This is a genomic window from Streptomyces alanosinicus, assembly GCF_014650595.1.
Classification (GTDB): domain Bacteria; phylum Actinomycetota; class Actinomycetes; order Streptomycetales; family Streptomycetaceae; genus Streptomyces; species Streptomyces alanosinicus.
Window position 1 is genome coordinate 108,750 of sequence record NZ_BMVG01000003.1, and the last position, 13,308, is coordinate 122,057.

Below are 13,308 nucleotides of genomic sequence, written 5' to 3' on the forward strand. Positions count from 1 at the left end.
ATTCCGGCGGGGCTTCGTGGGCGCGGCCCGGGCGTGGGTGTTATCGGGCCGCTTCGTCCTGGTGGGCGTCCTGGTGGGACAGTTCGAGGTCGAAGCCGGTGGTGCCGCCGCCGTCCACGCGCAGCGACGCGGCGACCGGGGCGTAGCCGCTGGCGATGACGGTGTACTCGCCGCCGTCCAGGTCGGTGAAGCCGTAGGCGCCGTCGGGGCCGGTGATCGCGGTGCCGACCACGTTCCCGGCCGAGTCCAGCAGGGTGACCTTGGCCTCGTCGAGCGGGTCGCCGGTGGCGGTGCTGACCACGCCGCCCAGCCGGGCGCCCGGTTCGAGGCGGACCTCGCAGGCCTCGCCGGTTCCCGGTGCGACGTCGGCCGCGAGGGCGGCCGGGCGGTATCCGGGCGCGTTCACCACGAGCGTGTAGCCGCCGGGGACCAGGTCGCTCAGCGCGAAGGCGCCGTCCGCGGCCGACGTTCCGGAGGACACGACCTCGCCGCGTACGTCGGTGGCGACGAGCAGCGCTCCCGGCAGCGGGCGTCCGTCGACGGCGTCCCGCACGGACCCGGTGAGGGCCACGGTGCCGCTGAGCGCGAGGTCGCACTCGACCGGCTCCTCGCCGACCAGCACCGTGACGGCCTGCGGCTGCCGGGCACCGGCGGCGCCGATCAGCACATAGGTGCCGGGGCCGCCGACGGCCAGGGTGTAGCCGCCGTCCGCGCCGCTGACGGCACGGCCGAGCTGCCGTCCCTTGACGTCGATCAGGGTGACGACGGCCTGTGGCACCGCGGCGCCCGTGCCGTCCAGCACCCGGCCGTGGACGCTGTGCCGCCCGGCACCGGGCACGGGCTCGAACCGGTCGGCCACCGGGCCGGATGGGGGACGGCTCCCGCCGGGTGCCGATTCGGCGGCGGTGCGCGCGGGCGCGGCAGGCTCGGCGGCGACGGACTCGGCCGCGGCGGACTCGGCGACGACCGGATGGGCGACGACCGGCTCGGCGGTGGTCGGCTCGGCGGTGGTCGGCTCGGCGGTGGTCGGCTCGGCGGTGGTCGCCGCCGGCGCCGGCGCCGGGGTGCCGTTCTCCTCCGCCGCCCGTGCCTCCAGTCCGGAGACCTGGCGCAGCGGCACCTCCTTGGTCCACACGGCGACCAGGAAGCCCAGGACCATCACGGCCGCCGCGATGAGGAACACGAGCTGCATCGAGTCGGTGAAGCCGGCCTTGAACGGCTGGGCCAGCCGCGGGTCGAGCCGCTGGATGAACGAGGAGTCGTCGAGGACGCCCGAGCCGCTGCCGCCGCTCGCCCCGGGGTGCGACAGCATCTGCAGCACCGGCTTGTTCGCGGGGTCGGCGCGCACGGCCGGGTCATGGAGCGCGGCCTGGAACGCGGGCGTCCGCGCGGCGTCCCGGAAGGCCGAGCCGATCTTGTCGCCGACGGTGCTGAACAGCACGGAGAGGAAGATCGCCGTACCGGCGGTGCCGCCCATCTGCCGGAAGAAAGTGGCCGAGGCGGTCGCCACGCCCATGTCCTTGGGCTCGACGTCGTTCTGCACGGCCAGGGTCAGGATCTGCATACAGCCGCTGAGGCCGACGCCGAACAGCGCCATGTAGGCCATGGTCTCCGGCAGCGCCGTGTCCCACTGCACCCGGTAGTGGAACAGCAGCAGCGCGGCGATGATCAGCAGGGTGCCGATGACGGGGTAGACCTTGTACTTGCCGGTCTTCTGGATGATGCCGCCGACCACGACGGTCCCGGCGATCATCCCGATCATCAACGGGAGCATCAGCAGACCGGACTTGGTGGGGCTGACGCCCTTCACGATCTGCAGATACAGCGGGACCATCATCAGCCCGCCGAACATGCCCATGCCGACGATCACGGACAGCAGGCTCATCTTGCTGAAGACCGGGCTGCGGAACAGCCGCATCGGGATCAGGGCCTCCTCGCCCATGGCCCGTTCGATGAAGACCCAGGCGATCAGGCCGACCACGCCGACCCCGTAGCAGACGCAGGCCTTCGTGGAGGTCCAGCCCCAGCTCTGGCCCTGCTCGGCCACCAGCAGCAGCGGCACCACGCCGATCGCGATGGTGAGCGCGCCCCACCAGTCGATGCGGTGCTCGCGCCGGGTGTGCGGGAGGTTCAGCACCTTGGCGACGACGAACAGCGCGATGATCCCGATGGGCACGTTGACCAGGAACACCCAGCGCCAGCCGGAGATGGCCAGGATGCTGCTGCGGCCCGCCAGGAAGCCGCCGATGAGCGGGCCGAGCACGCTGGAGGAGCCGAACGTCGCGAGCATGTAGCCCTGGTAGCGGGCCCGCTCGCGGGGCGGGACGATGTCCCCGATGATCGCCAGCGCCAGGGACATCAGACCGCCGGCGCCGATGCCCTGGAAGGCCCGGAAGGCGGACAGCTCCGTCATCGAGGTGGCGAACGAACAGGCCGCCGAGCCGATGACGAAGATCGTGATGGCCGCGAGGAAGTAGGGCTTACGGCCGTAGAGGTCGGAGAGCTTTCCGTACAGCGGCGTGCTGATGGTGGAGGTGATCAGGTACGCGGTGGTGACCCACGCCTGTGCGCTCAGGCCGTGCAGATCGTCGGCGATGGTACGGATCGAGGTGCTGACGATCGTCTGGTCGAGCGCCGCAAGGAACATCCCCAGCATCAGGCCGCTGAGGATCGTCATGATCTGACGATGGGTCAGCCTGCCGTCGGCCGGCGGCGCCGACCCGGATATCGCTACGGTTCCCCCGCGGGCCGGGGATGCGGACGTGGTCATGCGTGCGGATCTCCTTGCCTCGCCTCGCCGCCCGAGCGCTGCCCGGCCCCGAGGCTCGTGTTGTGCGGTGAACTCGTGTGCTGCGGTGAACCGGTCGTCGTGGCGACCCCGCCGCGGCCGCGCCACATTCTGTTGCTTGCGGCTACCAAGTGAGTGTAGGCCCGGCCGGCACGGGCCGCGTCACCCCTCTGCCGACAGCCGAGAGCGACGAGGTCACGGCCGCGGCGGCGGGCCAGGAGCCCCTTCCTCGGGGGCATTTGGCCGTGGTCGTGGGTCGCTCAGGTGTCGTCCGGGGTGCCGAGGCCGGTCAGGGCGCCGACCGGGTCGAGGTCCGGGGTGCCGCGGGGCCACCAGTCGTCGCGGCCGGGTTCCGACTCGTACGCATACCACAGGCCGTCCCGGCCGAGGCGGAGCTGGACATGTCCGCGCGGGTGGGTGAGGTGGTTGCGCCAGGGGCGGAACGCCGGCAGGTCGGCGGCGAGCAGCAGCGGGCGGGCCCGGTCGAAGCGCCCGGCCGGCGGGTCCCACGCCTCCTCCAGGACCGCGAGCCCCGCGCTCCCGCCCTGCCGCCAGGCCGCGACGGCACGCGCGAGGTCGGCGGGGGTGCGGCCGACGGCCGTGGCGAGCGTGGCGTACAGCGTGCGGGTGGCGGCCGTGAGTCCGGAACCGGGGCGGGCGGCGGCCAGTCGCACGGCGTCCTGCCACAGGGTCAGTTCGCCGACCGGGTCGGCTCCGGTGGTGAGCAGGGCGTGGGCACGGCCGGCGGCGTCGGTCGCCAGCTGGTCCAGCGCAAAGGGGTCCGGGCCGCCGGGGGCCGCCGGATACACCGGGGGCTGCTCGGGGTGCGGGGGCGGCGCGGGCGGCGGTGGCAGCGGGGGGAGTTGGCGCGGGGCGAGGGCGTCGGCGGCGCGTACCCCGGGCAGGGAGCGCGGCTGCCGCTCCTGGGCGGCCCGGGCCGCGCGGGCGGCACTGCGCCGGGACAGCGCGTCCAGCAGGTCGTTCTCGCCGCGGCCGCGCAGCAGGAGCAGCACGAACGGGTCGGTGTCGAGCAGTCGTGCCGTCTGGTAGCACAGCGCGGCCGCGTGCTTGCAGGGGTGACCGGAGTCGGGGCAGCTGCAGCGCGGGGCGAGGTCGCCGGGGCCGGGCAGCAGCGGGACACCGCAGTCGGCGAGGGACTGGGGCAGTTCCTTGTCGAGCAGCGCGGCGATGTCCCCCGGCCGGTCGGCGGCCGCGTCCAGGAACCGCGCCCAGTCCTCGCCCTCCAGCGTGCGCACCCGCATCTGCACGCGGTACGGGCGGGGCCGGCTCCCGCGCACGTACGCCAGCACGAGCCCCGGTGTCACGGTGATCGCGTCGACATGCCCCTGGTCGGCATAGCCGCGGCCCCGGGCCACCCGCTTGGCGTCCAGCGCGCCCCGCTCCAGCGCGGCCGTCCATGCGTTGCCCCACCAGGTGGCGGCGAACGGCGCATCCTCGGCACCGGCCGCGCGGGGCGGGAACGCCGGGAAAGTGCGGCGCAGTTCGCTGTCGCGGTGAGGGGAGGCCATGGTGGACGGCACGTGCGGGGATCCGACGGTCGCGGTCTCGGTCACGGGGGGCGGCTCGGCTGTGTCGGTGGCGCCGGTGCTGTCGGTGGTGCCGGTGCTGTCGGTCCCGCCGGTGGTGCCCGTGCCGTCGGTGGTATCCGTGCCGTCGGTGGCGGCACCGGTGGCGACGGGGTGTGGCTCCTCTTCCGGGGTGTCGGAGCAGGCCGGCATGCGGAAGGCGTTCGCCAGGTACTGGCGCATGTCCTGGGCGGCCTTGACGCGGGCTGTCGGGGAGCCCGGTCCAGGGGCGGGTGTCACGCGCGGCGCGGGAGCGGGACTCCCCGTGGCGCGGGGGCCGCGCCGCCTGCCCGGCTCGGCCGTCTGCTCGCCGCGCGCGGCGGCCTCGGCCTCGGCGCGCAGCGCCTCCCGCCGGGCGGCCCGGAGCGCCTCTCGGGCCCGGTCGGCAGGGCTCCCGGTGAGCCGTTCCGCACGAGCGGCTCCGGGCGCGCCCCGATGATCCGCGCGACCGCTCCCGGGCGCCTCCCCGTCATCCGCACGAGCGGTCCCTGGCACGGCCCGGTCATCCGCACGAGCGGCCCTGGGCACAGCCCGGTCATCCGCACGAGCGGCCCCGGACACGGCCCGCTCATCCGCACCAGCGGTCCCAGGCACAGCCCTGTCAACCACACCAGCGGCTCCGGGCGCGCCCCCGTCACCCGTGTCCGCGGACTGTGTCGTGGCACCGGGCCACACACCGTCAACAACGTTCACGGGGTGCGCGGGGTGCGCGGGGTGCGCGGGGTGCGCGGGGTGCGCGGGGTGCGCGGGGTGCGCCGAAGCGTCGGTCGTGTCGCCGTCGCCAGATGCGGCGGACTCTCCGCGCTCGTCCGCCGCGCCGGCCGTCTCCTCCGTCGCGCCGTCCCCGCCCGGCCGGGCGGGCAGTGCCGATACGGCCGACCGGAGAGCGGCCCGGACGACATCCGCGGGCCTCGGCCCCACGGTGCCGGCCCGCGGTGCCGCGTACCCGGACGCCGCCCTCGCCTGCCCAGGCTTCTTCCGCCCGGTCTCCGCCCGCTCGGCACCCGGCTGTTCCGACCCCGGCGGTTCGCATCCCGGCGGTTCGGTCCCCCGCGGTTCGGATTCGGCGCGTTCGGCCTCCGCCCGCTGCCGGGCCTCCCGCAGGGCCCGTCGGGCGGCGTCACCGGGGCGTTGTTCCGCGCTCGTCATGACGGCCTCCGCAGCGAGACGAGGTCGGACAGCTCACGGTCGGTCAGTTCGGTCAGGGCCGCCTCGCCGGAACCGAGGACGGCGTCGGCCAGGGCGCGCTTGGCGATGAGCATCTCGGCGATGCGGTCCTCGACCGTGCCCTCGGTGATCAGGCGGTGGACCTGGACCGGCTGCGTCTGGCCGATGCGGTACGCGCGGTCGGTGGCCTGCTCCTCCACGGCGGGGTTCCACCAACGGTCGAAGTGGACGACGTGGCCCGCGCGCGTGAGGTTCAAGCCGGTGCCGGCGGCCTTCAGGGAGAGCACCAGGACGGGGGTCTCGCCGCTCTGGAAGCGGTCCACCATACGCTCGCGCTCCGGGACCGGGGTCCCTCCGTGCAGCAGGTCGACCGGGACGGCGCGGGCGGAGAGGTGGGCGGTGATCAGGCGGGCCATGCCGACGTACTGGGTGAAGACGAGCGCCGAGCCGTCCTCGGCGAGCAGGGTGTCCAACAGCTCGTCCAGCAGGGCGAGTTTGCCGGAGCGGTGGGCCGCCCGGGAGATGTCGCCCTCCTCCTTCAGATACAGCGCGGGGTGGTCGCAGATCTGCTTCAGGGCGCCGAGCAGCTTCAGGACCAGGCCCCGGCGCGCGATGCCCTCGGCGGTCTCGATGGCCAGCATCGACTCGCGCACCACCGCCTCGTACAGCGCGGCCTGCTCGCGGGTGAGGGGCACCGGGTGGTCCGTCTCGGTCTTGGGGGGCAGTTCCGGGACGATGCCCGGGTCGGACTTCTTGCGGCGCAGGAGGAAGGGGCGGACCAGACGGGCGAGGCGCTCGACGGCTTCCTGGTCCTCGCCGTTCTCCACCGCGCGGGCGTGGCGGGCGCGGAAGGACTTCAGGGGGCCGAGGAGTCCGGGGGTGGTCCAGTCGAGCAGGGCCCACAGTTCGGAGAGGTTGTTCTCCACCGGGGTGCCGGTGAGCGCCACCCGCGCCGGTGCCGGGACGGTGCGCAGCGCCTTGGCCGTGGCGGAGTAGGGGTTCTTCACATGCTGGGCCTCGTCGGCGACGACCATGCCCCAGGGCTGTTCGGCCAGGCGGGCCGCGGTGGAGCGCATGGTGCCGTACGTGGTCAGGACGAAGCCGCCGTCGAGGCCGTCCAGGGTGCGACCCTGGCCGTGGAAGCGGCGGACGGGCACGCCGGGCGCGAAGCGGCTGATCTCCCGCTGCCAGTTGCCGAGCAGGGAGGCGGGGCAGACCACCAGGGTCGGCTCGGGACGGGCGCGCTGGAGATGCAGGGCGATGACGGTGACGGTCTTGCCGAGACCCATGTCGTCGGCGAGGCAGCCGCCGAGGCCGAGGGAGGTCATGAGGTCCAGCCAGGCGAGACCCCGCAGTTGGTAGTCGCGGAGGGTGGCGGCGAGGCCCGGGGGCGGGGCGGCGGGGCGCAGGCCCGCGGTGAGCCGGTCGCGGAGCACGGCCAGCGCGCCGACCGGGACGGCCTCGACACTCTCACCGTCGACGTCGGCGGTGCCGGTGAGCGCGACGGACAGGGCGTCGACCGGGTCGAGCAGGCCCAGTTCGCGTTTGCGGGCCTTGCGGACGAGGGCCGGGTCGACCAGCACCCAGCGGTCCCGGAGCCGGACGACCGGGCGGTGGGCCTCGGCGAGGGCGTCCATCTCTGCCTCGCTGAGCGGATCCCCGCCGATCGCCAGCTGCCAGCGGAACTGCAGCAGCTCCTCGCTCTCGAAGGAGCCGGTGCCGTCGGTCGCCGAGCCGGGGGCCGGGCGGACCACCGCGGCGGCCGTCAGATCGTGGGCGAGGTCCCGCGGCCAGTGCACGGCGACCCCGGCGGCGGCCAGCCGGGCGGCGCCGACACCGAGCAGTTCGCCCACCTCCTCCTCGGACAGGGCGAGAACGTCCGGCACCTCGTGCTCGGCGAGCCGGTCCAGGGGCGGCCAGACGCGGGCGGCGCGCCGTACGGCGAGGGCGGCGTCCACACGTGCGCGGGGCCCGAACGCGGCGCTGGCCTCCCGCGCCCACAGGGCCGCCGCGTCGGCCACCAGAGTGGGGTCGGCGAGGCTGTGCACCTGCACGACGGCGGCTCCGGCGGCACGGGCGCCGTCGAGCGCACCGGCGTCGAAGACGTCGTACGCGGACAGGTCCAGGCGCAGTGAGATCCGCACGCCCGCGTCCATGCCGGCGGCGACCTCGGCGGCCCACTCATGGGCACCCGGCAGGGCCACCGGCTCCCGGGCGGCGAAGGGCCGGCCGGAGGAGTACGGGGCGGCCGGGGTGCGGGGCAGGGTGTCGGCGACCGCGTCCAGGAAGGAGCGGACCAGGGCCTCCGGCTCGGGCAGCCGGAGCGGGCCGGGGTCCGGCAGCGGCACGGCGTGGCCCTCCGGGGGCAGCGCCGCGGCCACCGCGCGCAGATGGGCGATGTCGTCGGGCTCCAGTGGGCCGGCCCGCCAGGCGTCCTGGCCCGCGGGGGTCAGGCCCGGCAGCAGCCGGCCGCGCGCGACCAGGCGCAGCGCGTGCAGCGCGGCGGCTCCCCAGCAGGCCGTGGCCGGATGGGCGGACGGGTCGCGGCGGGCCCGGACCAGCAGCGGCAGCGCCTCGGCGAGCGGCAGGGTCAGCGCGGGCACCTGACGGCGGCGCACACCGGCTCCATGGCGTCGTACGACCGTCAGCTCGGACCTGTCGCCTTCGGGGCCGGCCTCGGGGCCGGCCGCGGCGGGCAGGGCGCCGCCTTCGGGGTCCCAGAAGGCGATGCGGCCCTCGCGCGGGAGGGGCGCGGGAAGATAGACGGACGCGAGGCGCACGGGGACCGCGCTCCCGGTCCGCCCGGACCCTCCCCTGCGCTCGGCCATCACCGCCGAGCCACTGCTCATCACGTCCTGCCACCTCCCGCCCCTGTGCCGATCAGCCGTCTTCGACTCTACGGGCGGGGTCTGACAATGGGCCCCGGAGACCGGTCGGGGCCGGTGCTCACGGCACGGTGCGGGAGACGACGTACACCATGGGGTTGCTCGGGTCGGACATGTTCACGACCACGTCCTGGGTGGGCGCCGGGTTCTTCTGCGCGTGGGTGAGTCCCCACCAGGGGCCGGGGCCGGTGAAGTGCCAGCCGCTGACCTTCTGGTCGCGGGCGCCGATGCTGATGTCGTCCTTCTTCAGCTTGTCCCGGCCGGTGCGGATCGTCTGCAGGAAGCTGTCCAGGCCCGCGGCGTTGGTGCGGAACTGCACATAGAGCCGGCTGGTCTTCCAGTTGTTGGTCTCGTAGAAGGCGACGTAGTCGGCGGGGTGCGGGACGCTCACCTGGTAGAGGCGGCGCTGCACCTTCGACGGGTAGCCCGCGACGAGGCCGGTCGCCGAGTACTTCGCCTCCTTGTCCTTGCCGCTGTTACGGCTCTGGTTGGCGGAGATCACCAGATAACCGGCCGGGACGCCGATCAGCAGGCCGATGATCAGCAGCGTGAGCGCGCGCCGTCTGGCCTTGTGCCCCGTGCCCTCTGCGGGGCGGCGCGGCTCGTCCGGCGGGGCGGCCTGGCGGGGCAGTGAGGCGATCATGCGGAGTCCCTGTCGCGGCGGGCCTGGGCGTACCGCTCGTAGCGCTCGAACCGCTCCACCCGGCGGCGCTTGGCGCGGCGGAACCGGCGGGCGACCAGCCGGGCCAGGTCGGCGGCGCCGACCATGCCGGCCTCGGGGCCGAGCTGGGCGCGGGTGATCCGGGCCTCGGGGCGGTAGCCGCGGCCGGTGAGATGGCGTTTGAAGGCTTCCCGGGCCGGTCCGATGAGCAGGTCGTCGGCGGCCGAGACCCCGCCGCCGATGACGAAGCAGGAGGGGTCGAGGGCGGCGGCGAGGTTGGCGATGCCGACGCCGAGCCACTGGCCGATGTCCTGGAGCAGCTCGATGCACATGGCATCGCCCTCGCGGGCCAGCTCGGTGATCATCGGGCCGGTGATGTCGCCGATGCTGCCCTTGACGTGCTCGATGATGCCGTAGGCGACGGGCGAGTCGGCGGCGGCCAGCTCCCGGGCCTCGCGGACGAGGGCGTTGCCGGAGCTGTACTGCTCCCAGCAGCCGCGGTTGCCGCACGGGCAGCGGTGCCCGCCGGGGACGACCTGCATATGGCCGAACTCGCCGGCGACGCCGAACTTGCCCCGCTTGACCTGGCCGTCCTCCAGGATGGCGCCGCCGATGCCGGTACCGAGGGTGATCATGACGAGGTGGTCCTCGCCGCGGCCGGCGCCGAAGCGCCACTCCGCCCAGGCGGCGGTGTTCGCGTCGTTGTCCACGAGGACCGGCACGGACAGGCGGCCGCTCAGCCGGTCGCGCAGCGGTTCGTTGCGCCAGGACAGATGGGGTGCGAACAGGACGCGGTTGCGGTCGGCGTCGACCCAGCCGGCGGCGCCGATGCCGACCGCGTGCACATCGTGCCGGTCGGAGAGGTCCAGGACCAGTTCGACGATGGTGTCCTCGACGACCTTGGGGCTCTTGGACTTGTCCGGGGTCTCCGCGCGGAGCTTCTCCAGGATGTTGCCGTCGGCGTCCACGACGCCCGCCATGACCTTGGTGCCGCCGATGTCGATGCCGACCGTGGGCACGCGGGGTGCGGTCAGGTGGGAGCGGCGCTCGCGCGTGCCGACGGTGCGCAGGACCGGGGCGCGGCGGGAGCCGATGGGGGCGGTGAGGTCGCGGTAGGTGCTCATCGTTTGTCGATTCTGCCTCACCGCCGGTAGGGGTGCTGTACGGGCAAGGAGAGGGGGCGCGCGAGCACGGCCGGCTCGCGGGTGCGTCGTGGCTCGTCGCGCCCCGCTGCGGAGCCGCACATCGGCACAGCCCCGCGCCCCGTCAGCTTCGCCGCAGTTCGTGGACCAGAGCCTCCAGGTCGGATCCCCCGGCCATCTGCTTCGTCAGCTCGTCCAGCGTGATCTCGTCCCGCGTGTAACGGCCCACCATCGTGCCCCTCCGCAGGAGTACGAAGCGGTCGCCCACCAGGTACGCGTGGTGAGGGTTGTGGGTGATCAAGACAACGCCCAGGCCCTCGTCGCGTGCTGCGGCCACATATTTGAGGACCACACCGGACTGCTTCACGCCCAGTGCGGCCGTCGGCTCGTCGAGAACGAGGACCTTCGCGCCGAAATGGACCGCGCGGGCGATCGCCACGCACTGGCGTTCGCCGCCGGAGAGGGTGCCGATGGGCTGGTCGACATCGCGGAGGTCGATGCCCATGCGCAGCAGGGCCTCGCGGGTGGTGCGCCGCATGAGGCCGGTGTCCAGGCGCTTGAAGGGGCCGACACCCTTCCTGGGCTCGGAGCCCAGGAAGAAGTTGCGCCAGACCGGCATCAGCGGGACGACGGCCAGGTCCTGGTAGACCGTGGCGATGCCGCGGTCCAGGGCCTCGCGCGGGGAGTCGAGGCGGGTCTCCTCGCCCTCGATGCGCAGGGTGCCGGCGTCGTGCCGGTGCAGGCCCGCGATCATCTTGATCAACGTCGACTTGCCGGCGCCGTTGTCGCCGAGGACGCAGGTGATCTCGCCGGCGTGGACCTCCAGGGAGACGCCGTCCAGGGCGCGGACGTTGCCGTACTGCTTGCCGGCGCCGGTCAGCTCGACCAGCGCTGTGCGCTCGGTGGTCTCGGTCATGTCGTCGCCTCCGCGCGCTTCTTGACCCAGGCGTTGAGCAGGGTCGCGAGGAGCAGCATCGCTCCGAGGAAGAACTTGAACCAGTCGGGGTTCCACTCGGCGAAGACGATGCCCTTGCTGGTCATGCCGAAGAGGAGGGCACCCACGGCGGAGCCGATCGCGCTGCCGTAGCCGCCGGTGATCAGACAGCCGCCGATGACGGCCGCGATGATGTAGATCAGCTCGTTGCCGACGCCCTCGCCGGACTGGACGGCGTCGAAGGAGAAGAGCAGGTGCTGGCCGGAGATCCAGGCGCCGAACGCGACGCCCATGTAGAGGCCGATCTTGGTCTTGGCGACGGGGACGCCGACCGCGCGGGCCGCGTCCTCGTTGCCGCCGACGGCGAAGATCCAGTTTCCGGCGCGGGTGCGCAGCAGGATCCAGGAGGCGAGGGCGACCAGGACGAGCCACCACAGGATCGTGACCTTGACGTCGACGCCGCCGACGGTGAGGGTCGAGGCGAAGAGGGCGTGGGCCGCGGGGAAGCCCTCCATGTCTGCGATGGTCTTCGTCGACACCGTGCCGTCGATCAGCTTGGTGAAGCCGAGGTTCATGCCGGTCAGCATCAGGAAGGTGCCCAGCGTGATGATGAAGCTGGGCAGCTTGGTGCGGGTGAGCATGAAGCCGTTGAAGGCGCCGACGGCGAGGGTGACCAGGAGGGACACGCCCACGCCGACCCAGGTGTTCGCCGTCAACTGGTAGCTGAACATCGAGGAGATCAGCGCCGAGGATGTCACGAGGACACCGGCCGACAGGTCGAACTCGCCGCCGATCATCAGCAGGGCCACGGGGACCGCCATGATGCCGATGGTCGAGGAGGCGTACAGGACCGTGCTGAGGCTGGAGGCGTTGAGGAAGCCGTCGGCGGCGAAGGCGAAGAAGAGGAAGACGGCGAGCGCGCCGACCACCGAGCCCAGTTCCGGCCGGGAGAGCAGCAGCTTCCGCAGCGGCGAGCTCCGCAGAATCCTTTCATCGGCGGCTGTGCTCATCGGGTGCCCCGCTCGGTGTACGCGGCCAGCGCGGACGCCTGGTCCTTGGTGATGGTCTGCGGGCCGGTCAGGACCGGCTTGCCGCCGCCGAGGACATCGCCGTTGTACTTGTAGGCCCACAGCAGGTCGACCGCCTCATAGCCCTGGAGGTACGGCTGCTGGTCCACGGCGAAGCCGAGGGTGCCGTTCTTCAGCTCGGCGGCGACCTGGGCGTTGAGGTCGAAGGTGTCGATCTCGGCCTTGCTGCCCGCGTCCGCCTTGGCCTTCACGGCGGTGTCCGCGTACGGCGCTCCGAGCGTCACCACGGCGTCCAGGGACGTGTCGGCCTGGAGCTTGGCCTCGACGGAGGACTGGACGTCGGGCATGTTGGTGCCGTTGACGTAGAGCTTCTGCAGGGTGCCGTGGAAGGTCTTGGCAACGCCGTCGCAGCGCTGCTCGTGGCCGACGTTGCCCTGCTCGTGCAGCACGCACAGGGCCTTCTTCTTCCCGCGCTTGTTCAGCTCGTCGCCGACGGCCTCGCCGGCGATGGTCTCGTCCTGGCCGATGTGGGTGAGGGCGCCGAAGGTCTTGGACTCGGCGGAGCCGGAGTTCACCGTGATCACCGGGATGCCGGCCTTCTCGGCACGGGCCACGGCGGCCTTCATGGCGTCCGGCTTGGCGAGGGTGACGATGATGCCGTCGACCTTCTTGTCGACCGCCGCGTCCACCAGCTGGGCCTGCTGCTGGGCCTCGTCGTCGTGCGAGTACAGGAAGTTGATGTTGTCCTTGACGGCGGCCTGCTTGGCGCCGCTCTGCACGATGTCCCAGAAGGTGTCGCCGTCTCCCGAGTGGGTGATCATCGCGAAGGTCCAGCGCGGGGTGTTCACCGCCGCCCTGCCCTGGGCCGCGGCGGCCTTGCGGGCGTCCTCCGCCCGCTTGCCCCCGGTGCTGCTGCACGCTCCCAGGGACAACGAAAGTGCCCCGGTCAGCGCGATGACTGCCCAGGTCCGAAACCGTGCCACGAGGCGGTGCCCCTTCTTGCTGTGTTCCAGCTCGCTGTGTTCCAGCGGATCGCTGGGTGCCGACGGACGAGAGGGGCCACCGCATTTCTCGGCAGCCCCAAACGCTCCAGTATCGAACACGGGTAACACCCATG

General features: G+C 73.2%; 8 protein-coding genes. All 8 read right to left on the bottom strand.

The annotated features are described in order from the left end of the window. Positions 1-40 precede the first annotated feature (40 nt). On the bottom strand, positions 41-2,770 hold the full coding sequence (locus tag IE277_RS09120; RefSeq protein WP_189950354.1) for an MFS transporter: 2,730 nt from the start codon (positions 2,768-2,770) through the stop codon (positions 41-43). 278 nt (positions 2,771-3,048) lie between these two features. Further along, on the bottom strand, positions 3,049-4,869 hold the full coding sequence (locus IE277_RS09125) for an SWIM zinc finger family protein (RefSeq protein ID WP_229881056.1): 1,821 nt from the start codon (positions 4,867-4,869) through the stop codon (positions 3,049-3,051). 650 nt (positions 4,870-5,519) lie between these two features. Then, the gene (locus tag IE277_RS09130; RefSeq protein ID WP_189950356.1) at positions 5,520-8,390 is read right to left on the bottom strand and encodes an SCO1167/SCO6262 family helicase; all 2,871 of its coding nucleotides are present in this window, start codon (positions 8,388-8,390) and stop codon (positions 5,520-5,522) included. 97 nt (positions 8,391-8,487) lie between these two features. Beyond that, on the bottom strand, positions 8,488-9,069 hold the full coding sequence (locus IE277_RS09135) for a sugar kinase (protein ID WP_189950358.1): 582 nt from the start codon (positions 9,067-9,069) through the stop codon (positions 8,488-8,490). Continuing rightward, positions 9,066-10,211, bottom strand: coding sequence for an ROK family glucokinase (locus IE277_RS09140; protein ID WP_189950360.1), 1,146 nt, complete (start codon positions 10,209-10,211; stop codon positions 9,066-9,068). Before IE277_RS09140 ends, IE277_RS09135 begins: the two co-directional genes overlap by 4 nt. Positions 10,212-10,353: 142 nt before the next feature. Beyond that, complete coding sequence (locus tag IE277_RS09145) at positions 10,354-11,145, bottom strand: ATP-binding cassette domain-containing protein (protein WP_189950362.1); 792 nt, start codon at positions 11,143-11,145, stop codon at positions 10,354-10,356. Continuing rightward, positions 11,142-12,173 (bottom strand): ABC transporter permease, encoded by a 1,032-nt coding sequence (locus IE277_RS09150; protein ID WP_189950364.1) that lies wholly within the window; start codon positions 12,171-12,173, stop codon positions 11,142-11,144. Before IE277_RS09150 ends, IE277_RS09145 begins: the two co-directional genes overlap by 4 nt. After that, positions 12,170-13,174, bottom strand: a complete 1,005-nt coding sequence (locus IE277_RS09155; protein ID WP_189950366.1) for a sugar ABC transporter substrate-binding protein — start codon at positions 13,172-13,174, stop codon at positions 12,170-12,172. The genes IE277_RS09150 and IE277_RS09155 overlap by 4 nt, the downstream gene beginning before the upstream one ends. Between the last annotated feature and the right edge of the window lie 134 nt (positions 13,175-13,308).